Origin of the sequence: Phyllobacterium calauticae, from assembly GCF_019991125.1 — a bacterium.
Classification (GTDB): domain Bacteria; phylum Pseudomonadota; class Alphaproteobacteria; order Rhizobiales; family Rhizobiaceae; genus Phyllobacterium; species Phyllobacterium calauticae.
Genome location: NZ_JAGENB010000002.1, coordinates 116,667 through 137,477, shown reverse-complemented (window position 1 = coordinate 137,477; position 20,811 = coordinate 116,667). Strand labels below are relative to the sequence as shown.

Here is a 20,811-nt window from a genome sequence, read left to right as displayed (position 1 = left end):
CTAGGAGGTGAGACCGTAGAGCCGCCTGCGCAACCCTTCCTTGTCCTTCAAATAGGTTGTTTTGAGTATATCGACAACGTGTTCCTGATAGGTGGGGCTCCAGCGGCCGTAGTCGGCGTAGAAGCCCTGCTTGTTGAAGATGTACCGCGACAGGAAATCCCATGGGACAAAATCACTGATCAGCTGATTGACCAGCCAGGCATCGGGATGGCTTGGCAGCGCCCGCACAACGAGAAACCGGCGTGCCGGATCAATCTCGGAGAGGTTGATCTGCCCTGTCTGGGCAATTTCACGTTTCACGGCGTTCAGGAACGGCCATGTCCCGTCATGATTGATCAGGCTGGCATTGGCATGAATCCAGGTCTGCAGCCAGATACGATCAATGCCGCTCAGATTGCGTTCCGGTTCAAGCGTCCGGATGAGATGGCGGATGATCATCTCGCCGCGGTTTTCCAGATAGCCCGACTGCTCGATCCACGAGCCGCGCGGCAACTCGATGCGCCCCGTCGCGGCAAGAAACTGGAACACCTGATCGGCGTCCTTGATCGAGATGTAATTGACCTGCCAGGGACGCGAGCGCCGGAAGCCGGGAGCGGCGGGATCGCCGATGACCGTCGTCGTATTGTCATCGACAAAGATATAGATACCGCCGAAATGGCTGGTCCAGAAGGCGCTGTGGCGGAACACCACCTTGTCGGGCACCAGTGAATTCTCGCGGATATCGCCGGTGACCTTGGCAAGTTCGACCATCCGGTTGATGAGATCGTCGTCGCGCCAGATGTTGGGCTCGTTCTGCAGCCGGTCCACCAGCAGACGCAGTTCCGCCGCCTGCCCCATGACGTTTTCTGCCGAAAGGACGCGGAACTCGACCTGGTTGATCGACAGCAGATCCTCGATGTCGTTGACAATGGAAACACTGTCCTCGATCTCGCCGAAGATCACATCCTTGATGGTCAGCGCGTTGATCGCCCGCGCATTGCTGCTGAAGAACTCGTACATCAGCTGCGACGTGTTGGAGAACTGCGTGTGAACCACCGGCAGCATCGCCTGATCCGGCGTCAGAATGATGAAGCGGCGGTTGACGCCATTGGGATCGAGATAGGACGGGTCCTTCAGCTCAGCGGCGATTTCCGGCGAGAAACCCGTCCGGTCAATATTGAACCGGGTGAGTTCGGTTGCCTTGAATCCAAAAGCCGTCAGTGCCCGGTTATAGCGTTCGATCAGATGCGGCTGGTCGATCGTCAGCAGACGCCCGTAGATCAGTTCGTTTTCGTAGAGAAGGTCCATCAGGCGTCCCACTGCCCCCTGGCTTTCAGGGCTTCCACTTCCCGGATCGCCCGTTCGCGCAGGCGCGCATCGCGGACGATCTTTTCCACGGCGGCATCGTCCGACTTGTCGGCATAGCGGAATTCCGAATCCGCATAACGGTTGGTTTCCTGCAGCACCATCTCCATGGTGAAGGGCTTGCGCAGTTCCTCCACCATCGCCTTTTTCTCATCATAGGGCTTGTGCATGAAGGTCTCGGGCTTTTCGAACCATGCATCCGGCAGTTCGATGTCCATGGCGCGCATCTTGATCGCATCCGTCACGTTCTTGATGGCGCGGCCGGTGAAACGCGGCTCGCGTTCCTTGATCATGTGCAGATAGGTACCGATATCGGCAAGCGTTTCCGGCTCGCCGTTCTCAGAAATGAAGCGCTCATACACCGCTTTCAGCCCGTCTTCCTGCGGCTTCGACAATTGTTCATAGGCGGCATCCACGGCGCGTTCGATCTGCTGGTCTTCGAACAGCCTGTGTTCGCCGAGCGGAATCCTGTGGTTCTTGCCGGCGAGCAGTGCAAAGATATCGATGTAATCGTTGCGGGTCTGCGGCCCGTCCACCAGCCAGCGCGCTCCGGCGCGCTGGCGCAGCGCATCGTCGACATTCTCCGGATAGTTGGAGAACATGCCGAACGCGCAGTTGCCGCGCACCACGGTGGAGGCGCCCGCAAACGCTTCCATCAGCACGCCGGTGATTTCCTGCTGGCCGGCAGATGCCCGGTCATCGGAACGCCGCGCGGCAACCTGATCGATATCATCGATGGTGCCGAAGCCGATCACACGCGGATTGAGCACATTGTTGACGAATTGCCGGCAGTTCTGCCCGGATTTTCCCTGATAGGAGGAAATCTGATCGACACCGAAATTCTCGTAATGGAAGGCATAGCCCGCCACCTGGCAGTAATCGTTGACGAGACCGGCAATCATCTGGATCAGCGTCGTCTTGCCCGTCCCCGGTGCGCCGTCGCCGATGAATGTGAACAGGAAACCGCCAAGTTCAACGAATGGGTTGAGCTGCCGGTCGAAATCATAAGCCATCAGCATCTTTGACAGCTTCAGCGCCTGATATTTGGCAATGTGATTGCCGATGACTTCATCGGGCTTTTTGAACGTCATGACCAGCGGCGCGCGCTTCTTGCCCGGCGCCACATCGAAGCCGTCAAGCGTGAAATCGTCGCTATCAAGCCGCAGATGCATGTCTTCAAAGCTGCCGAGCCCGTCAAAACGCCCCTTGCGCTGCAGCAGGCCTTCAATGGCCGCAGCAGCATAGGCTTTCGCCCGCGCCAGCATGGTCTGTTCATCGGCGGCACCGGCAATGGCCCGGTCCAAACCGCCGACGATCGATTTCAATGCATCCTGCGCCGTATCGAAATTGAATTCCGGAACCGTCACGTCATTGGCGGCCTGGCTATCCGCTTCGATCAGTTGCGAGAGGTAGGCAGCAAGCGCAAAAGCCGAGACATAGGCGGCGGCGGACAAAAGCTTCTTGAAATGGCTGGCATCCTCCCCCTGCAGGGGCGCCGAGGCATTGCGCGCCAGAAGGTTCTCCAGATCGCTCTGGCGGCCAAAAACATCGGCAACGGCCAATGCGACTGCCGCGCCACGGCGCACCCGGAACAACAGGGTGTGCTGGGCGATGGACAGCATCTGGTCATCGGGACGCACGGACTGGATCGTCCTGGTCAGGTCCACTTCACGCGTTGAGCGCAGACCGCCGGTCGAAACCGTCGAGACGAACCGCCGCCCGGTACCGGCAAGCTCGGTCCCGGATTTCGCATCGCCTGATTCCAGCACGACAAAACGCGTCACCATGGCCTGCGCCACCGGCAGATGCTTGGTGATGTCCTTCTCGTCGATGGTGGTCAAACCGACATCCATGATCGTGCTCCCCTAAATGTCGCTGATGACCTGGCCGTTGGACAGGATATGGGTTTTGAACCCGCTGAAAATACGGTTGGCCTCGCCCGAGGCATAGAGCGCCTGATAGGCCTCGTGCGGCACCAGCGCATGCTGTTCGTAGCTGCTGACACCTTGCCGGGCCGCCTCCAGATCATCCGTATTGATGTAGAACTCCTCGCGCGAGGGCTCCGAAGACCAGAGCCCGCGCTTGCCCGGCCGTTCCGCCTTGGAGAAAACCTCCTGCATGGTCCAGGTCAGAAGCCAGGCATCTTCCGGCTTGCGCACGCGTTCCAGGACATCGGCAACCTTCTGGTTATGTTCGGTAATACCCGTCGTATAGAAAGGACCGAGAACCACGCGCCGCAGCTGCTTGGGGTGGAGTTCCGGAAAATCCGTATCGAGGCTTGTCGCAATCGTGATCGGCGACAGCGAATAGGCCGAATTCTTGGCGGCGAAATCGTCAAAGCGCCGTGCCAGCTCCGGATTGAGCAGGCCGCCGACGGGCAGCGGTATCCGCACGCCGGGATTGAGCTTGCCGTCTTTGCCCACGAGAGTTTCCACGAGGCCCTGCGACGAATCCTCGATGATCGCCATATAGATCAGCGGCAGGTTGGAAGCGCCGTCAAAGGCGCCCCAGTGCACCACGTAGAGCGGACGCATGGTCTTCGGATTGACCGAAACGCGGATGGTCACCGGCAGGATGAAAGGCGAGAAAACCTCTCCCTGCTCGACCGTTTCCAGATAAATCCGCTCCGCCATCGATTTCTGCAGATCGCGCGGAAATGCGCGGTGCCGCAGGATAAAATCGGCCATTTCATTGCGCAGCGCTGCCGCTGGCGGAATGGCTGCCAGCCGGGCCCTGGTGTCCCGCTTGTCGTTTTCCAGTTCCAGCACGTTCTGGAAAACCGGAAAGCCGCTTTCAGCGCGCGAAATCTGGAACCGGTCGGTGAAACCGATCCGGTTGCGCCAGCATTCGAAGGAGGCTTCCAGCCGCCGCAGATATTCCGATACGGTCTGCGCAACCAGATCGTGCTTGTAGAGCGGCGACTGCTGGTTGTTGAGAAAGATATCCAGCCCGTCCAGCGCAGCACGGATCGCACCGAAATAGCGTTCGGCGGCGGTCAGATCAGCATTCCCGGCCATTAATTCTGCACGTAGTCAGCGGAATTGTGTTTCTTCAGGACTTCCGAGAAACGGCGCGAGAAAGCATCGTCGGCAAGCTTCTTGCGGCGCTGGATATCCTGGGTGCTGACCATGTTCTTCTCGTGCATCTCGAGCAGGTCGCCAATGTGTTTCTGCGCGGCGGCGCCGACACCGGCCATGGTCTCTTCCGCCGCCGTATCGACCCGGCTGCCAAGGGTATTGATCTTGTGGGCCACGTCCTGCTGAGCCGCCGTCTTCAAGGAATCTTCCAGCGCCTTGTAGAGAACGATGCGCTGTTCCGTATCGATCGACAGCTTGTTGATCAGCGTGCTCTGCGCGGCGATTTGGTTGTTGAGCGAATCGACGAATGTCTGGAACATCGAGGTATAGCGTTCCAGCGTCTGGCTTTCCGCCAGGAGCTCCTGCTCCTTCGCCTGGCGCTCATTATATTCCGTCGCCAGTTTCGAGCGGTCACCTTCCAGCGTGGCGCGGGTGCCCTGATCGGTGGAGGCGGCAATCCGGTTTTCAATGTCGAGCAGCAGCGGGTTCAGCTCTTCGATGCGCTTCTGCGTGGCTTCGAGTGTCGCCACTGCCGTCTTGCGGCGCTCGATCACGTTGGAAAGGCTGGCTTCCGACGTCTTGTAGCGCGCATCGAGAATGGTCTTCTGCTCTTTGAGAATGCCAACGATCCGGTCGGATTTCGACAGCAGTTCCTGCAGGTTGCCGGCCAGAGACATGTTGCGCACGCGATCCGTCCGCAGGCGCTGCATCTTGTCCTTGGAGAAAACGCCGACCAGCTTTTCCCAGCCGGAATAGCTTTTCATGCTTTCAAATTCGGAACCGAACACATTGGTCGCGTCTTCCAGACCGATGATCAGGTCGGCAATATTGCCTTCCATGACTTTCTGCTGGCGCAGGACATCATCGATGCGGGCATTTTCGATATCGAAGTCAGGATTTCCGATCGCAGCATCAGCCTTGGCGAACTTGTCGAGAACGACACTGGACTGGTCAATTTTCGTCCGCATCTCATTGACCATATTCCGGGTCTTTTCGATCTCGGTATCAAAGCTCTGCAAGCTCGCCATTGGTGTCTCCCCTAGATGCCCAAGATAAAATCATAAATATATCTGCCGTTCGAATATAGACACGGCATTTAACGAAAAAAAGCCTATAGAAAAATGACAGGCTATATTAGGCCGGAACAAGCTCTATTGGTCCGAAACAATCCGCCCGGTTTCTTCTTCCCAATGCTTGCGGCAAAGGGAGACATAAACGGATTTTTCGATGGATACCTGGTCTCCTTCAGTGATCGCCTTGCCCGTCGAATCGTGCCGGACCACCATGGTCGCCTTCGAGCCGCAATGACAGATGGTCCTGATCTCCCGCAGCGTATCGGCGATGGCCAGCAATTCGGCCGAACCGGGAAAGAGCTTGCCCTGAAAGTCCGTGCGAAGCCCGAAACACATCACGGGCAGATGCAGCCGGTCGGCAACGCGTGCCAGTTGCCAGACCTGGTCCCGGGTGAGGAACTGCGCCTCATCCACGAAAACACAGCTTAGTGCATTCGCGCCATGCGCCGATGCGATGCGGTCGAAAAGATTGTCCTCGTCACGGTAAAGCTCGGCGGCCGCCGTCACACCGAGGCGTGAAGATATAACGCCGACGCCGTTTTCCGCATAATGCGCAGCCGTGAACATCATCGTCCGCATGCCGCGTTCCTGGTAATTGTAGGATGCCTGCAGCAGCATGGTGGACTTGCCGGCGTTCATCGTGGAGTAGCTGAAATAGAGTTTTGCCATAAGGGCGTTTAATCAGAGTTGAGGCCAGGCTTGAAGCCTCTCCCGTGTAGAGGGTGCAACTTTTGCCGGAATATCAACAACTGTCGCGAATTGACCGGATTTATGCGCGGCTATGCTTGAACCCCTGCGAAATTGGTGCTTGGTTCATGCCCTTAACAGCCGGTAGAAAACCGGAGAGGGAGAACAATCGATGAAAATGTTGACCAAACTGACCATTTCACTGGCTCTCACGCTGACCGCCGGCACCGCCTTCGCCGCGGAACCCGCGAGTTGCAAGTCCGTTCGATTCGCCGATGTCGGCTGGACCGACATTACCTCGACCACGGCAGCGGCAAGCGCCGTGCTCAAGGGACTGGGTTATTCCACCGATACGAAGGTCCTGTCGGTTCCCGTGACCTATGCGTCCCTTGGCAAGAAGGACATCGACGTATTCCTCGGCAACTGGACACCCAGCATGGCCGCCGACCTCAAGCCCTATCTCGACAACAAGACGGTTGAAGATCTCGGCGTGAACCTCACCGGCGCAAAATATACACTGGCCGTGCCGCAGTATCTCTACGACAAGGGCCTGAAAGACTTCAAGGATATCGTCACGTTCAAGGGCGATCTCGGCGGCAAGATCTATGGGATCGAGCCGGGCAATGACGGCAACCGCCTGATCCTCGACATGATCGCCAAGAACGCCTTCGGCCTGAAGGGCTTCGAGGTCGCCGAATCATCCGAGCAGGGAATGCTGGCGCAGGTTGCCAAGCAGACGAAGACCAAGGGCCCCATCGTCTTCCTCGGCTGGGCGCCGCATCCGATGAACACCAACTTCAAGATTCAGTACCTTTCCGGCGGCGATGATTTCTTCGGCCCCGACTTCGGCGGTGCAACCGTTCATACCAATGTTCGCGCCGGCTACACGACCGAATGCCCGAATGTTGGCAAACTTCTGGCCAATCTCAAGTTCGACCTGAAAATGGAGAATGAGATCATGGGCAAGATTCTCGACGGTGGCGAAGACGGCCCGAAGGCAGCCTCCGAATGGCTGAAGGCCAATCCTGCCATTCTCGACACCTGGCTTGCCGGCGTGACGACGGTTGACGGCAAGGACGGTCTGCCAGCCGTCAAGAAGTCGCTCGGTCTTTAAGGCCTGCCGATATTGTCGCCCGGTGTACGCACCGGGCGATTCTTTCGCCTGATACTGCAACCGACAGAGGAATTTTCGCTTGGACTGGCTGACACAAGACAAGATTCCGGTAGGCAAGACGGCAAAGGCCGTCGTCGACTGGCTCACGAACAATTTCGCCGGGTTTTTCGATGGGCTCGCCTTCGTCATGCAGTCGTTCATCGACGGCCTCATGTTCGTTCTGAAATACCCGCACCCGCTGATCATGGTCGCCATCTTTTCCGCGGTTGCCTATGCACTCCGCCGCTCGATTGCCGTGACCCTGCTCACCCTGTTCGGCTTCCTGTTCATCCTCAATCAAGGCTACTGGAAGGAAACCATGGAGACCCTGACGCTGGTGCTCTCTTCCTGCATCCTGTGCATGGGCATCGGTGTCCCCGTCGGCATCATCGCAGCCCATCGCCCCCGGTTCTACGCGGCGATCCGGCCTGTCCTCGATCTGATGCAGACATTGCCGACCTTCGTCTATCTCATCCCGGCCATCGTGTTCTTCGGCATCGGCATGGTTCCCGGCCTGATCGCAACGGCGATCTTCGTTCTCCCTGCCCCGATCCGCCTGACGCATCTCGGCGTGTCCTCCACCCCGCAGCATCTGGTCGAGGCGGGCGAAGCCTTCGGCGCGTCGTCGCGCCAGCTTCTGTGGAAGATCGAGCTGCCCTACGCCATGCCGCAGATTCTGGCGGGCCTGACCCAGACCATCATGCTGTCCCTGTCCATGGTGGTCATTGCCGCCCTGGTCGGTGCGGACGGGCTCGGCGTTCCGGTTGTCCGCGCGCTCAACTCGGTCAATACGGCGCTGGGTTTCGAAGCCGGGCTTGTCATCGTGGTCGTCGCCATCGTGCTTGACCGTATCTTCCGTCCCGGCAAGGAGCCTGGTGAATGACCGCGATCACCCTTGAAAACGTCTGCATCATTTTCGGCAAGAAGACGGACGGCGCATTGGCGCTTGCCGACCAGGGCAAGAGCCGGTCGGACATCCAGGCGGAAACCGGCCATGTGCTCGGTGTCCATAATTGTTCGCTCACCATTGCCGAAGGCGAAATCCTCGTGCTCATGGGCCTGTCCGGCTCGGGCAAATCCACGCTTCTGCGCGCCATCAACCGCCTCAACCCGATTTCGCGCGGGTCCGTCGTCGTGCATCACGGCGGCCGTTCGGTCGATGTCGGCAAGGCGGACAAAAATACGCTGCGCGATCTGCGCAAGCATCTTGTCTCCATGGTTTTCCAGCAGTTCGGCCTTTTGCCGTGGCGCACGGTCGAGGAAAATGTCGGCTTCGGCCTCGAATTGTCGGGCGTGTCCAAAGAAGAGCGCGCGGAAGCCGTGGAACAGCAATTGGCGCTGGTCAATCTCAAGGACTGGGCCAAGCGCAAGGTCAGCGAGCTTTCCGGCGGCATGCAGCAGCGCGTCGGCCTTGCCCGCGCCTTCGCCACCGGCGCGCCGATCCTGCTGATGGACGAGCCGTTTTCGGCGCTCGATCCACTCATTCGCACCCGTCTGCAGGATGAGCTGCTCAGCCTGCAGGAACGGCTGAAGAAGACCATCGTTTTCGTCAGCCACGATCTCGACGAAGCGATGAAGATCGGCAACCGCATCGCCATCATGGAAGGCGGCCGCATCATCCAGTGCGGCACGGCGCAGGACATCCTGCTCAACCCGGCCGATGACTATGTCGCCGACTTCGTCGCCAACATGAATCCGCTGGGTGTGCTGACCGCCGGCGACATCATGGTGCCGCTGGACCGCAGCCGGCCTGCCAACCGTCCCTTCGCCGCAACGGCACGCCTGGCCACCCCCGTGCGCCAGATCATGCAGGCGGTGTCGAAAAATGGCGGCGATGTCGGCATTGTCGAGAATGGCGCCATTCTCGGCATGATCTCCGCCGACGACATCGTGCGGGGGCTACTAAAGCATCAGAGAAATTAAACGACTACCCCGCACGCCTTACTTGTCGTCGCCGTCCTCATCGTCATCGCCGCTTTTGCCGGCCGGTTGCCATGCATGCGGCCTGACTTTCTTCTGCGTGTTTGAATCGGTAAAGATCCACCAGCCCGCATCGGTTTCATCCCACTGGCCGCCGGTCGCCTTCAGGCGGTCCAGCGACCGGTACTGCGCCAGGGATTCGTTCTCCTGCCCGTCCTCGTCTTTCCAGAAAACCTGGACCTTGCTGCCGTCCTTTGGGGCAGTTGCAATCGGCTGGCGTCCACTCATAACAGTTCCTCCTGCAAATCGTGCTGTGCGTGGTTCGTGGTTCGACAAGCTCACCATGAGGGAGAGTGGTGCTGCACGCCAATCGGAAACATTGCAGTTTGAACGGTCTTGCAGAGTACGGCTCCCTGCAATCCTCACTCTCCCTCATGGTGAGCTTGTCGAACCACGAACCGCGCGCTAAAATCAAGCGGCGGCTTTTTTCTTCTCCAGACGGGCGCGGATGCTGGCGACATCGGATTTCGGCGTCGCCGCAAACAGCGTCTTGGTATAGCTGTGCTGCGGGTTCGAAAACACCTCGTCGCGCGTGCCGTACTCAACCACTTCGCCGTAATACATCACCATCACCTCATCGGCGATGTAGCGCACAACCGAGAGGTCATGGCTGATGAACACATAGGTCAGGTTGAATTCGTCCTGAAGATCAGCCAGCAGGTTGAGCACCTGTGCCTGCACCGAAAGGTCAAGCGCGGAGACCGGTTCGTCGAGCACAAGCAGGCTCGGGCTCAGCATCAATGCACGGGCAATGGCGATACGCTGACGCTGGCCGCCGGAGAACATGTGCGGATAGCGGTTGTAATGCTCCGGACCCAGGCCGACTTTCACCAGCATCTGCATGGCGAGTTCCCGCCGCTCCGCCGCCGTCTTGTTGGTATTGAGCAGCAGCGGTTCGCCGAGAACCTCGCCGATCTTCTGGCGCGGGTTGAGCGAGCCATAGGGGTTCTGGAAAATGATCTGCACCTTGCGGCGCATTTCCGGCGTCACCCTGTCCTTGGCGATATTGATGGGCTTGCCGTCGATCAGCAGTTCGCCTTCCGACTGCGGATCAATGAGGGTCAGGATGCGGCCGAGCGTCGACTTTCCGCAGCCGCTTTCGCCGACGATGGCAAGGGTCTTGCCCTTTTCCAGCGTGAAGCTGACACCCTTGACCGCGCGCACCGTCTTCGGCTTGCCGAACAGGCCGCCGCTGACGTGGTAATCGCGGACAATGTTGCGCCCTTCAAGAACGATCTCGCTCATGTTGCTGCTCCTGCATTGGCGGCCTCGTTCTTCATGAAGTCTGCGACCGTGGACAGACGGTCACCCGTCGCATTTTCCGGCAAGGCGGAAAGAAGGGCGCGCGTATAGGGGCTCTTCGGTGTTTCAAACAGAGACAGCACGTCGGCTTCCTCCATCTTGCGGCCCTTGTACTGGACGATCACCCGGTCGGCCGTTTCCGCGACAACGCCCATGTCATGGGTGATCATGATCAGCCCCATGCCATGCTTGGCCTGCAGGCTGACCAGCAGATCGAGAATCTGCTTCTGGATGGTCACGTCGAGCGCTGTCGTCGGTTCGTCGGCAATCAGCAGCTTCGGATTGCAGGCGATGGCGATGGCAATCATGACGCGCTGGCACTGACCGCCGGACATCTGGTGCGGGAACGAGTTCAGCCGTTCCTCCGGTGTGGGAATACCGACCTGCTTCAGCAATTCGATCGCCCGCGTGCGCCGGGTCCTGGCATCCATTTTCATATGAAAACGCAGAACTTCTTCCAGCTGGAAGCCAACCGTGAAGCACGGATTGAGGCTTGCCATGGGTTCCTGAAAGATCATCGCCACATCGCGGCCGACGATCTGCCGCCGCTGTTTGGTCGTCATCGTCAGCATGTCGTGGCCGTTGAAGACCATCTTGTCCGCCGTGACAGTAGCCGTGTTCGGCAGCAGCCCCATGACAGCAAGCATGGCAACCGACTTGCCCGAGCCGGATTCGCCGACAATGGCCAGCACTTCGCTGGCATCGACGTGCAGGTCGATCCCCTGCACGGCCATGAACTGACCCGAGCTCGTGTCGAATCCAACCGAGAGATTCTTGATTTCAAGCAGCGCCATGATCTCAGCTCCTCTTCAGTTTGGGATCGAGGGCATCGCGCAGACCGTCGCCAACGAGATTGATCGCAAGCACGGTGACGAGGATGGCAAGACCGGGGAATGTGACCACCCACCAGGCGCGCAGGATGAATTCGCGTGCCTCTGCCAGCATGGTGCCCCATTCCGGTGTGGGCGGCTGCGCACCCATGCCGAGGAAGCCCAGAGCCGCCGCCTCAAGGATGGCATTCGAGAAGGACAGCGTGCCCTGCACGATCAGCGGCGCCAGACAGTTCGGCAGGATTGTCTTGAACATCAACCGTATGTGGCCCGCACCGGCAAGCTTGGCGGCAATCACATATTCGCGGTTCTTTTCGCTCATCACCGCCGCGCGCGTCAGACGCGCAAAGTGCGGCTGCAGAACCAGCGCAATGGCGATCATCGCGTTGAACAGGCCCGGTCCCAGGATGGCAACGAGCACCAGCGCCAGCAACAGTGGCGGAAAGGCAAGAATGATATCCATGATGCGCATGATCAGCGCATCGACCCAGCCGCGGAAATAGCCGGCGAGAACACCAAGGATGACGCCGGTGACCATGGAAATGGCCACGACAATCAAACCGATGAACAGCGAGAAGCGCGCGCCGTAGATCAGTCGGGACAGCAGATCGCGGCCAACAGCATCGGTTCCCAGGAGGAATGACGTATTGCCGCCCTCCTGCCAGGCCGGTGGCGTCAGCAGTGCTTCGCGATATTGCTCATAGGGCGCATGCGGCGCAATGAACGGTCCGAGAATGGCAACGAGGACCAGAAAAATCAGGGTGACAAGCCCTATGACAGCGCCTTTGTTGACGCTGAAATAGAACCAGAATTCTGCAAACCTGCCCATGCGGCCCTCTTTGGGGGCGGCAGCAAGCGGTGCGGGAGGGGAAACTTCGTTAGTCACAGTTCCTCACTTTACGCGGATACGCGGGTTGACGACCGCATAGAGCAGATCGACAATCAAATTGACGGTCATGACGATCAGCGCGACCAGCATCAGGCCGCCTTGAACGACGACGTAATCGCGTTTCGCGATGGCGTCGATCATCCACTTGCCGATACCGGGCCAGGAGAAGATCGTCTCCGTGAGGATGGCGCCGGCCATCAGCAGGCCCATCTGCAGGCCGATCGTCGTGATGACGGGGATCATGGCATTGCGCAGGGCATGGATGCCGATGACCCGCTTCGGCGCGAGACCCTTGGCCCGTGCCGTGCGCACATAATCCTCACCCAGCACTTCCAGCATGGCGGAACGTGTCTGGCGGGCGATGACCGCGAGCGGGATGGTACCAAGCACGATGGTCGGCAGGATCAGATGCGAGAATGCGGATTTGAACGCACCCTTCGGCCCGGAAATGAGACTGTCAATCAGCATGAAGCCGGTCGTGGGCTTGAAGAAATAGATCAGATCCATGCGGCCCGACACCGGCGTCCAGTGCAGAATACCGGCGAACAGGATGATCAGCAGGATGCCCCACCAGAAAATCGGCATGGAATAGCCAACCAATGCGATTCCCATGCTCAACTGGTCGAAGATCGAACCGCGCTTGACGGCAGCGAAAATGCCGGCGGGAATGCCGATGATGACGGCAAACAGCATGGCACAGAGGCTAAGCTCAAGCGTCGCCGGGAACAGGGTGAGGAAATCCGCAAGGACCGCACGTTTGCTGGCGATCGACGTACCAAAATCCCCGTGAAAAATATTCCACAGGAACGAGAAGTACTGCTCCCAGATCGGCCTGTTGAAGCCAAACTGCTCAAGCAGCATCTGGTGACGCTCCGGCGTCATGCCGCGCTCGCCTGCGAGCGCAATGACAGGATCGCCAGGCAGCAGGCGGATGAACATAAAAGCCACAAAGCTGATGCCGATAAAGGTCGGAATCAGCAGCAGCACTCGTGAAGCGATGTATCGGAACATGGTAACCCAATAAAAGGCGGTACCGGCCGAAGCCGGTACCGCGAGGAGTAAATTACTCGGTGATGTCGACGTAAGCGAAGTTATGAACGCCGAACGGGCTGGCTACATAGCCGGTCACGTTCTTGGTCATGGCTGTCGTTACGAGCGAGTGAGCAAGCGTGCCCCATGGAGCTTCGCGCTTGAAGATAACCTGGGCTTCTTCATAGAGCTTGGTGCGTTCGGCCTGATCGGCAGTCACAGCAGCCTTGTCGATCAGTGCAGTGAACTCCTTGTTGCACCATGCGGTACGGTTGGCCTGACCGACGGCCTGGCACGACAGCAGCACGGCAAGGAAGTTGTCCGGATCGCCATTGTCACCGGTCCAGCCGAGAATGACCGCACCGTCATGCTTCGGATCGGAAGCGCGCTTCAGGTATTCCTGCCAGTCATAGCTGACGATCTCGACCTTCACGCCGACCTTGGCAAAATCGGACTGCAGCAGTTCAGCCGTACGGCGGCCGTTCGGCATGTAGGGACGCACAACCGGCATCGCCCAGATCTTCATGGAAAGATCCTTCACGCCAGCCTTTTCCAAGGCCTTCTTTGCCGCTTCAGGATTGTATTCGTCATCCTTGATCGACTTGTTGTAGGACCACATTGTCGGCGGGATCGGGTTGATCGCCGGCTTGGCCTGGCCGAGATAGACGGCATCAACGATTGCCTTCTTGTCGATGGCCATGTTGAGCGCCTTGCGCACTTCCGGCTTGTCGAAAGGCGCCTGGGTGGTGTTGTAACCCAGATAGGCAATGTTCAGACCGCTTTCCTGGATAACCGTCAGGTTCTTGTCGGCCTTCAGGCCATCAACATCGGCCGGATCCGGATAGATCGTCAGGTTGCATTCGCCGGCCTTCAGCTTCTGTACGCGAACGGCCGCGTCCGGTGTAACCGCGAAGATCAGGTTGTCGACTTTAACCTTGCCCTTCCAATAGGTCGGGTTGGCTTCGTAGCGGATCGCAGTGTTGAGCTGATAGTCAACGAACTGGAAAGGACCGGTACCGACCGGCTGTTCGTTGAATTTCTGCGGTGTGCCGTCAGCCATCAGCTTGTCGGCATATTCCTTCGAAACGATCGACGAGAAGTCCATCGCAAGGCCGGCGAGCATCGGGGCGCTTGGCTTGTTCAGCACGATCTTGACTGTCAGATCGTCCACTTTCTTGACTTCCTTGATCAGCTTGGGGAAGTCCATGCTTTCAAAATATTCGTAGGTCGCGCCTTCGACATACTTGGCCCACTTGCTGCCTTCCTTCTGACGTTCGAAGGAGAAAACCACGTCGTCGGCATTCAGCTCGCGGCTTGGTGTGAAATAGCTCGTGGTCTGGAACTTGACGCCCTTGCGGATCTTGAACGTGTATTCAAGGCCGTCATCCGAGATCTTCCAGCTTTCTGCAAGCGCCGGGCGAACCGTCGATGTGCCGGGCGTAAATTCAACCAATGGATTGAAAACAGCCTGGCCAGTCGCATCAAGCGTTTCACCGCCGGTATAAAGTGCAGGGTCGAAACCGCCGGGAGCAGCTTCAGAGCAGTACACGAGAGATTTAGCCGAGGCTCCACCTGCCATCAGCCCACCCGTCAACATTGCAAGCGCTGTCGCCGCAAGGAGTTTCTTGTAGGTCTTCATTTTTCCACCTTCAGAGGTTTTTTGTGTTGCCGGCCCCCATGCCCGCAACCGAGATTGCATGGAAGCCTTTGCAATGTCGCAATGCAAGCAGATTTATTCGCAGTCAACCTGCCATCTCATGAAGAAACGAAGATTCTGGGGAAATTTTTTAACAAAGTCACAAAAATAGCGAAATTCACTAAATGTGACGCCGGCGACTTTTGCGAAGCAGCGTTTTTATATCCGCACAATCCCGGCCAGAACATGTTTCCCCCCCGCTCCGATCATAAATAACGACTGGATCGGGACCCAAACTCGTGCCAGAACGCATGAAAATCAGTGAGGAGATGCATTGTGAACGTTCAGGGCCAAACAGCGATTGTTACGGGTGGCGGATCGGGTCTGGGTGCCGCGACAGCGCGCGCGCTGGCAGAGAAAGGCGCTAAAGTTGCCCTTTTCGACATCAATATTGATGCAGCGCAAAAAGTCGCCGATGACATTGGCGGCCTGGCCGTGGCCTGCAACGTGTCCAGTGCGGACGATGCCCAGCGTGCCGTTGCCCATGTCGCAAACAAGCTTGGCACCGCACGGATTCTGGTGAACTGCGCGGGCATCGCCAATGCCGGGCGGATTGTCGGCCGCGACGGTCCGCATGATCTGGACCTGTACCGGCGGGTCATCGAGGTCAATCTCATCGGTTCGTTCAATATGCTGCGGCTGGTCAGCGACGCGGCCGCCAAGCTCGAGCCGCTGGATACGGGTGAGCGCGGCGTGATCATTTCAACCGCCTCGGTTGCCGCCTTCGATGGCCAGATCGGCCAGGCGGCCTATGCTTCCTCGAAGGCAGGCATTGCCGGCCTGACATTGCCCGCTGCGCGCGAACTGGCGCGTTTCGGCATCAGGGTCATGGCGATTGCACCCGGCATATTCGGCACACCCATGCTTTTGGCCATGCCGCAGGAGGTTCAGGATTCGCTGGCAGCCTCCATCCCCTTCCCTTCCCGCCTCGGCAGACCCGAGGAATATGCGGCCCTGGCCCTGCATATCATCGACAACCCCATGCTGAACGGTGAAACGATTCGCCTTGACGGCGCCATACGCATGGCCCCTAGATAACAGCGATTGGACAGGTTCAGGTTGAAGGCGAATACGCCAAAAAGCTGCCATGGTACCAACCATTGCAACTCTTTGCCTTTGACGACGTTCTGTTAACGTCGGTCATCTAAATTCCTTCTTGGCTCGATTGAGTTGAGAGCGCTGACACCGTCGCAATCGGAACCTGGAAAGGTGGCAGATGTCCGTTATCAATCGCCTGGTCGTTCTCTTGCCAGGCTTTGAACATATGCCGGTCGAGGCCCATCATCGGCGCTTCCTGCGGGAGGCAACCAAGACAGCGCCTGTTTATGACATGTCGTTGCAGGAGGATGGCGCGTTGAAGATATCGTCCGCGGAAGGCGGCGTCAGCGTGGGAGAGTTCACGCTTGCAACCGCCGGTGCGAACTGGTCCGCCAGAACTGATTTTGTCCTCTACGGCCTCGGTGACATCAACCATTTCTACGCCGCGCGCAACCCTGCCGTTCGCGTTGTCAGCGGCATCGCCGCATTGATCGATTTCATTGTCAGCGGCACGTTCTTTCGCTTCCTGTCGACAAGCTGGCGCTATGCGCTTTTCTTCCTTTATCCGCTCGTCATCATGGGTGCCATTGCGGCGCTGTCCTACGGCACAGGTCGCATTGCCCTGGGGTTGGCGCAGCAGGCGGCAGTTGCCGTTGCCGTCGGCCTGGCGACGGCCCTGGTTCTGCTGGTGGTGGCGGCACAAAAGATGCACTTCCTGCTGATCATGGACGACTGGACATTCGCGCGTGACATGGCACGCAACCGCCGCCCCGACATCACGGCAAAACTGCACCAGGTCATCAGCGATGCCGCAGCCCGGATCAGTCAGGCGGCGCCAGCGACCGAGGTTGTCGTTGCCGCCCACAGCATGGGGGCGATCTGCGCCCTGCATATTCTCGATGCCGCCCTGCAGCAGAATGATTCCCGGCGCTATGGCCTGCTTACCGTGGGTTCAAGCCTGCTCAAACTGGCATTGCATCCGGCCGCCAAAGCCCTGCGGGCAAGCGTTGAAACCGTCGCGCGCAGCCGCGCCATCTGGGTCGACGCGCAATCGCTGACAGACCCGATGAATTTTTACAAATCCAATCCCGTTCGTGATCTGAACATCGCGGACGCGGAATCTCCCGTTCTGGTCAAGGTCCGCTTTCGCAGCCAGTTATGCGATGAAACCTACAGGTCCATTCGGCGGAATTTCTTCCGCGTGCACCGGCAATTTGTCTATGGCGTCGAAAAGCGCTCGGCCTATTCCTGGCATGCGATACTCTGCGGACCGGAAAGCTTTGCCGATGTCGCCGCACGCGGCGGGCTGCCATGCGAATGCGCCGCCCAGTCCTCCTCACCCATGAAAATAGCCGAAACTGCCACCATATGATGTCACTTGCCGTTGCCGGAAAGGCCCTGTGGGTCGTTCTTATCGTCGCCTGGTATCTCTTGCGCCGTCCGTTCGACAGGCGCGCGCGCCGCGCGAAACTGACCGTCGACCGCCGCAAGGGCGCCGACACGCTGCGGCTTGCCATATCGCTGACCGGTCTCGGCATCATCCCGGCCGTCTATGTCGCCACCGGCCGGCCGGGATTCGCATCCTATACGCCAAGCCCCGTTCTCTTCACCCTGGGTATCCTGACCGGCATTGCCGCGCTGCTGCTGTTCCGGCTCACGCACAAGGCCCTGGGGCAGATGTGGTCGGTCTCCCTGCAACTGAAGCGGGATCACAAACTTATTACCACGGGCATCTACAAACGCCTGCGGCATCCCATGTACACGGCCTTCTGGCTCATGGCATTGACCCAGGCCTTGCTTTTGCCCAATTATATCGCCGGTCTATCGGGTCTGGCGGGGTTCGGTTTCCTGTTCTTCTCCAGAATTGGGGCGGAGGAACAGATGATGGAAGAGGCCTTCGGGGAAGAGTATCGCCAATATCGCGCCAGAACATGGCGCGTATTGCCATTGGTCTATTGAAAGCTGTGCCGTTGTCCGCGGCAAAGCCGTCACAGGATTGAAAAGAGAATTATCTTGCTGAACACCGTTTCAAACGCATCAACCTCGTTCAAGATGTTCCTCGCACCGGCCTTTGCCCTCTCCCTCGCGGCCTGCCAGTCGACCCCGCCAGCCAGCGTGTCCGTTACCCCATCGGCCTATGCGGCGGAGATGCCGGAACTGACCTGCGCCGCCCATGGCAGCGTCAGCGGATCCGCGGTGAAGCTGACCGCCAACCGGACCAGGCCCGGTGATCCGGCCTATATCGAATTCCGCCAGCGCTTGTCGCCCGGCATTCCAAGCGGCCACATGTATGTGGTTTTCGGCAGGCTCGATGCCAATGGCAATCCCGTCACGCGCCAGTATAACGGCCTCTTTCCCAAGGGCAGTCTGCTGGGCCTTTATGGCGGCGCCCTCATTCCGATGCCCGCGGAACTGAAGCCCAGTTATGCCGACTGCCATTTCGCCACGGGCGCGGCCTATCGCGTTTCACTGACGGAAGCGCAGTATCAGAGCCTTCTCGGCAAGGTACGCGCCAATCTGGCCAACCCGCCGAAGTGGACGATGTTCGGTTTCAACTGCAACAATTATGCCGCCGCGCTGGGCAGCGTGGCCGGTCTTGTCGAGCCATCGAACAGCGCCCTGCCGTCATTTGCCTATATCTACGCCTATATCGAAGCCAATGGCGACAAGAAGCCCGCCGCCCGGAAGCGGACGTAGAGTTTTTCATAATTTGGTCCCAATCCGGGAGACATTAGGGTCGGAACCGGCCATGCATCCGGACACGGACCATTGTCCTTCTGCCCATTTTCGGAGAGCGCGGCATCGATGAAATCAGTTCTGGCCATGCTTTTGGCGACGGCAGCCATGATGGGCTCAGCCAGAGCCATGGATTCAACCGAGGCCGAAGAGCTGGAAGGATTGAGTCCCGAGACCCGGCTGGAACAGCGCTGCGATCTCGAAGCCATGGAGCGTATCCACCACGATCCGGTCAAGCTGGTGCCCGACGAACTTGTCGCCTATGCCTTCAAGGAGCCCCTGGTGACCGGCGACAAGATCCAGTCCACCGGTGCAGCCTTCCGCAGCAAGGGTGAGTGGTACCACCTCTCCTACACGTGCACGACCTCGCCCGATCACATGACCGTGCTGACGTTTCAATATGCGATTGGACAGATGGTTCCCCACAGCGAGTGGGCACAGCACTATCTCGTGCCGTAAACGAATATCGGCCGGCGCCGCCTGGGCGACGCCGGAGCCAAATCCCACGCCTGTCTAGTTTGTGAAGCCCGGACGGTCCTGCGCGAGCAGCATCTGCCCGATGGCATCGACCGACTTGCTCTTCGGCGCTTCAAAGGCAAGGACTGCCTGCTCCGCATTCTGCGGGATCGCTGCCGTCTTTGCCGGTGCCTGTGCGGGCGCCGTGAAAACCATGGCCGGTGCTGGCGGATCAACCGGCACGGCGACATTGGCAAAAGCAAGCTGCTGCGGAGCTGCCGCATGCGCCGGCTGTGCCTGCGCCACGGCAAAAGGCTGATTGGTCACACGCCCGGATGTCGCGGTTGTCGTCGTCGGCTGCGCGCTGGCAACCATGATGTTGTTGACCGACGCCGGGTTGGTATTTTTCATGCTGGCGATATAGGCATTCGCAATGGCAACACTGGCAACCTTGTTGCCCAGATCCGGCGAATTGTACCTGTCGCGCTTCTCGTAGAAAGCGTTACCACCGGCAACTACCGTATAGTGCATGTTGCGATAGGGGAAACGCAGACCGGCCGTGTGGAAGAACATCGCTTCCTTGACCTTGGGATGGCGCTGGCCCTTGAGCACGGCATCCGCCGCCTGCTGTACATCCGGAAGCGCCGCCGACTGCATGGGCCGCGAAAGAACGCCGGGAGCAAACTGCCCCTTCTCGCCCACCACGCCGCAAATCGTATTGGCATATTTACCGGAATCGAGACGGTTCATCACCACGGTACCCACCGCGAGCAGGCCATCCTTGCTCGAGCGGTTGGACTCGAAGAACATTGCCCGTTCCAGGCATTCCTTGTCCTTCGGCGTATAGGCATAGGTCGACGTCTTGGAGACGGTCGTGTTGCTGCTTGTCAGATTTGCCTTCACCTTACCGGCATGCTGGGCATTCTGTGTGGTACAGCCACTGACGAGGCCAATGGCGGCAATGACACCCACAATCGAGGGGGTTTTCCACTTCCTTGCGCCGATCACGAAGCAATTCTCATCGCTGTTTTTCCTGCTGGTGAAGTTGCCCACAGATTGAGGTCATTTGGGGCCAAACAATGGCAGATATAGCTAATGGGTGATCACAATCTACCATCTGTTTGAAATCATGACGTTATTTTATTCACAAAAGAAGCAAAAAATTTCTAAAAATGGCAAAATTAAGAATTTGTTTACCGTATTTGAAGTAAGGTTTACGCAACTGATCCGGCTCGAAAGACAGAATCATGCCCCACTATTCCGCAAGGTATGACACGCGTGAAGCACTGATGGAAGCGCTCGTCGAATTGATGGCGCTTGAGGTACCGGCCGAGGAGTTTGCGCCCGTGCTGTGCACGATCGGACCGGTCGATCTCGACCTGCTTGCCGATTGCATGAACGATGTGGGCCTCAACGACAACCGGTCCATCGCCGCATAATTCCTCCCCCGTGAAAATGGCTTGCCGGGCACCCGCCAAGTCCTTATCTCTCGCCCAGCACCACGAGACCAGCAATGCGAGG

The 20,811-nt window shown here is 58.6% G+C and carries 21 protein-coding genes; 9 read left to right on the top strand and 12 right to left on the bottom strand.

Annotated features, from left to right (window positions below):
* The 5 genes from J1W56_RS06655 to J1W56_RS06635 all read right to left on the bottom strand — a co-directional run bounded on the left by J1W56_RS06655 (position 1) and on the right by J1W56_RS06635 (position 6,163).
* Entirely contained in the window at positions 1–1,287 is a 1,287-nt protein-coding gene (locus tag J1W56_RS06655; protein WP_223612547.1) for a DUF6638 family protein, read from the bottom strand.
* Positions 1,287–3,197 carry an AAA family ATPase gene (locus tag J1W56_RS06650; protein WP_223612546.1) on the bottom strand — a complete coding sequence of 637 codons (1,911 nt, stop codon included), beginning with the start codon at positions 3,195–3,197 and terminating at the stop codon, positions 1,287–1,289. The genes J1W56_RS06655 and J1W56_RS06650 overlap by 1 nt, the downstream gene beginning before the upstream one ends.
* 12 nt (positions 3,198–3,209) lie before the next feature.
* Positions 3,210–4,361, bottom strand: coding sequence for a hypothetical protein (locus J1W56_RS06645; protein ID WP_223612545.1), 1,152 nt, complete (start codon positions 4,359–4,361; stop codon positions 3,210–3,212).
* A complete protein-coding gene (locus tag J1W56_RS06640; RefSeq protein ID WP_223612544.1) occupies positions 4,361–5,449 on the bottom strand; it encodes a hypothetical protein in 1,089 nt (362 codons plus the stop codon). Before J1W56_RS06640 ends, J1W56_RS06645 begins: the two co-directional genes overlap by 1 nt.
* A 123-nt stretch (positions 5,450–5,572) precedes the next feature.
* Positions 5,573–6,163, bottom strand: a complete 591-nt coding sequence (locus J1W56_RS06635) for a thymidine kinase (RefSeq protein WP_223612543.1) — start codon at positions 6,161–6,163, stop codon at positions 5,573–5,575.
* Between the two features lie 190 nt (positions 6,164–6,353).
* Here J1W56_RS06635 and J1W56_RS06630 point away from each other — a divergent pair, with 190 nt between their 5' ends.
* From J1W56_RS06630 to choV, 3 genes are all read left to right on the top strand, one after another.
* Positions 6,354–7,295: a choline ABC transporter substrate-binding protein gene (locus J1W56_RS06630; RefSeq protein WP_223612542.1), complete on the top strand. Its 942-nt coding sequence runs from the start codon at positions 6,354–6,356 to the stop codon at positions 7,293–7,295.
* Positions 7,296–7,374: 79 nt separating this feature from the next.
* The gene (choW, locus tag J1W56_RS06625) at positions 7,375–8,217 is read left to right on the top strand and encodes a choline ABC transporter permease subunit (protein ID WP_105731991.1); all 843 of its coding nucleotides are present in this window, start codon (positions 7,375–7,377) and stop codon (positions 8,215–8,217) included.
* On the top strand, positions 8,214–9,257 hold the full coding sequence (choV, locus tag J1W56_RS06620; protein ID WP_223612541.1) for a choline ABC transporter ATP-binding protein: 1,044 nt from the start codon (positions 8,214–8,216) through the stop codon (positions 9,255–9,257). The genes choW and choV overlap by 4 nt, the downstream gene beginning before the upstream one ends.
* 18 nt (positions 9,258–9,275) lie before the next feature.
* On the opposite strand, the gene J1W56_RS06615 is transcribed toward choV, so the two are convergent.
* The 6 genes from J1W56_RS06615 to J1W56_RS06590 all read right to left on the bottom strand — a co-directional run bounded on the left by J1W56_RS06615 (position 9,276) and on the right by J1W56_RS06590 (position 15,003).
* Positions 9,276–9,542 carry a hypothetical protein gene (locus J1W56_RS06615; protein ID WP_223612540.1) on the bottom strand — a complete coding sequence of 89 codons (267 nt, stop codon included), beginning with the start codon at positions 9,540–9,542 and terminating at the stop codon, positions 9,276–9,278.
* 183 nt (positions 9,543–9,725) lie between these two features.
* Complete coding sequence (locus J1W56_RS06610) at positions 9,726–10,559, bottom strand: ABC transporter ATP-binding protein (RefSeq protein WP_223612539.1); 834 nt, start codon at positions 10,557–10,559, stop codon at positions 9,726–9,728.
* Positions 10,556–11,410 (bottom strand): ABC transporter ATP-binding protein, encoded by an 855-nt coding sequence (locus J1W56_RS06605; protein ID WP_223612538.1) that lies wholly within the window; start codon positions 11,408–11,410, stop codon positions 10,556–10,558. The genes J1W56_RS06610 and J1W56_RS06605 overlap by 4 nt, the downstream gene beginning before the upstream one ends.
* Before the next feature lie 4 nt (positions 11,411–11,414).
* Positions 11,415–12,275, bottom strand: a complete 861-nt coding sequence (locus J1W56_RS06600) for an ABC transporter permease subunit (RefSeq protein ID WP_223612537.1) — start codon at positions 12,273–12,275, stop codon at positions 11,415–11,417.
* Between the two features lie 63 nt (positions 12,276–12,338).
* The gene (locus J1W56_RS06595; RefSeq protein ID WP_223612536.1) at positions 12,339–13,346 is read right to left on the bottom strand and encodes an ABC transporter permease subunit; all 1,008 of its coding nucleotides are present in this window, start codon (positions 13,344–13,346) and stop codon (positions 12,339–12,341) included.
* Between the two features lie 52 nt (positions 13,347–13,398).
* Positions 13,399–15,003 carry an ABC transporter substrate-binding protein gene (locus tag J1W56_RS06590; protein ID WP_223612535.1) on the bottom strand — a complete coding sequence of 535 codons (1,605 nt, stop codon included), beginning with the start codon at positions 15,001–15,003 and terminating at the stop codon, positions 13,399–13,401.
* 333 nt (positions 15,004–15,336) lie between these two features.
* Between J1W56_RS06590 and J1W56_RS06585 the strand changes: the two genes are divergently transcribed.
* From J1W56_RS06585 to J1W56_RS06565, 5 genes are all read left to right on the top strand, one after another.
* On the top strand, positions 15,337–16,098 hold the full coding sequence (locus J1W56_RS06585; RefSeq protein ID WP_223612534.1) for a 3-hydroxyacyl-CoA dehydrogenase: 762 nt from the start codon (positions 15,337–15,339) through the stop codon (positions 16,096–16,098).
* Between the two features lie 178 nt (positions 16,099–16,276).
* The gene (locus J1W56_RS06580) at positions 16,277–17,470 is read left to right on the top strand and encodes a hypothetical protein (RefSeq protein WP_223612533.1); all 1,194 of its coding nucleotides are present in this window, start codon (positions 16,277–16,279) and stop codon (positions 17,468–17,470) included.
* Positions 17,467–18,057, top strand: a complete 591-nt coding sequence (locus tag J1W56_RS06575; protein WP_319025522.1) for a protein-S-isoprenylcysteine O-methyltransferase — start codon at positions 17,467–17,469, stop codon at positions 18,055–18,057. Before J1W56_RS06580 ends, J1W56_RS06575 begins: the two co-directional genes overlap by 4 nt.
* Positions 18,058–18,111: 54 nt before the next feature.
* Positions 18,112–18,795 carry a hypothetical protein gene (locus J1W56_RS06570; protein ID WP_223612532.1) on the top strand — a complete coding sequence of 228 codons (684 nt, stop codon included), beginning with the start codon at positions 18,112–18,114 and terminating at the stop codon, positions 18,793–18,795.
* Between the two features lie 108 nt (positions 18,796–18,903).
* Positions 18,904–19,293 (top strand): DUF930 domain-containing protein, encoded by a 390-nt coding sequence (locus tag J1W56_RS06565; protein ID WP_223612531.1) that lies wholly within the window; start codon positions 18,904–18,906, stop codon positions 19,291–19,293.
* Positions 19,294–19,347: 54 nt separating this feature from the next.
* Here the strand turns inward: J1W56_RS06565 and J1W56_RS06560 are convergent, their stop codons facing one another.
* Positions 19,348–20,298: a cell wall hydrolase gene (locus tag J1W56_RS06560; RefSeq protein ID WP_223612530.1), complete on the bottom strand. Its 951-nt coding sequence runs from the start codon at positions 20,296–20,298 to the stop codon at positions 19,348–19,350.
* A gap of 239 nt (positions 20,299–20,537) precedes the next feature.
* Here J1W56_RS06560 and J1W56_RS06555 point away from each other — a divergent pair, with 239 nt between their 5' ends.
* Complete coding sequence (locus J1W56_RS06555; protein ID WP_223612529.1) at positions 20,538–20,729, top strand: hypothetical protein; 192 nt, start codon at positions 20,538–20,540, stop codon at positions 20,727–20,729.
* Positions 20,730–20,811 lie beyond the last annotated feature (82 nt).

What these genes read in the sequence shown, in the direction of transcription:
- J1W56_RS06655 (WP_223612547.1), bottom strand. Translation starts at nt 1,287, where the DNA reads ATGGACCTTCTCTACGAAAACGAACTGATCTACGGGCGTCTGCTGACG.
- J1W56_RS06630 (WP_223612542.1), top strand. Translation starts at nt 6,354, where the DNA reads ATGAAAATGTTGACCAAACTGACCATTTCACTGGCTCTCACGCTGACC.
- J1W56_RS06615 (WP_223612540.1), bottom strand. Translation starts at nt 9,542, where the DNA reads ATGAGTGGACGCCAGCCGATTGCAACTGCCCCAAAGGACGGCAGCAAG.
- J1W56_RS06595 (WP_223612536.1), bottom strand. Translation starts at nt 13,346, where the DNA reads ATGTTCCGATACATCGCTTCACGAGTGCTGCTGCTGATTCCGACCTTT.
- J1W56_RS06645 (WP_223612545.1), bottom strand. Translation starts at nt 4,361, where the DNA reads ATGGCCGGGAATGCTGATCTGACCGCCGCCGAACGCTATTTCGGTGCG.
- J1W56_RS06565 (WP_223612531.1), top strand. Translation starts at nt 18,904, where the DNA reads ATGAAATCAGTTCTGGCCATGCTTTTGGCGACGGCAGCCATGATGGGC.
- choV (WP_223612541.1), top strand. Translation starts at nt 8,214, where the DNA reads ATGACCGCGATCACCCTTGAAAACGTCTGCATCATTTTCGGCAAGAAG.
- J1W56_RS06635 (WP_223612543.1), bottom strand. Translation starts at nt 6,163, where the DNA reads ATGGCAAAACTCTATTTCAGCTACTCCACGATGAACGCCGGCAAGTCC.
- J1W56_RS06580 (WP_223612533.1), top strand. Translation starts at nt 16,277, where the DNA reads ATGTCCGTTATCAATCGCCTGGTCGTTCTCTTGCCAGGCTTTGAACAT.
- J1W56_RS06590 (WP_223612535.1), bottom strand. Translation starts at nt 15,003, where the DNA reads ATGAAGACCTACAAGAAACTCCTTGCGGCGACAGCGCTTGCAATGTTG.
- J1W56_RS06555 (WP_223612529.1), top strand. Translation starts at nt 20,538, where the DNA reads ATGCCCCACTATTCCGCAAGGTATGACACGCGTGAAGCACTGATGGAA.
- J1W56_RS06575 (WP_319025522.1), top strand. Translation starts at nt 17,467, where the DNA reads ATGATGTCACTTGCCGTTGCCGGAAAGGCCCTGTGGGTCGTTCTTATC.
- J1W56_RS06610 (WP_223612539.1), bottom strand. Translation starts at nt 10,559, where the DNA reads ATGAGCGAGATCGTTCTTGAAGGGCGCAACATTGTCCGCGATTACCAC.
- J1W56_RS06600 (WP_223612537.1), bottom strand. Translation starts at nt 12,275, where the DNA reads ATGGGCAGGTTTGCAGAATTCTGGTTCTATTTCAGCGTCAACAAAGGC.
- J1W56_RS06650 (WP_223612546.1), bottom strand. Translation starts at nt 3,197, where the DNA reads ATGGATGTCGGTTTGACCACCATCGACGAGAAGGACATCACCAAGCAT.
- J1W56_RS06640 (WP_223612544.1), bottom strand. Translation starts at nt 5,449, where the DNA reads ATGGCGAGCTTGCAGAGCTTTGATACCGAGATCGAAAAGACCCGGAAT.
- J1W56_RS06605 (WP_223612538.1), bottom strand. Translation starts at nt 11,410, where the DNA reads ATGGCGCTGCTTGAAATCAAGAATCTCTCGGTTGGATTCGACACGAGC.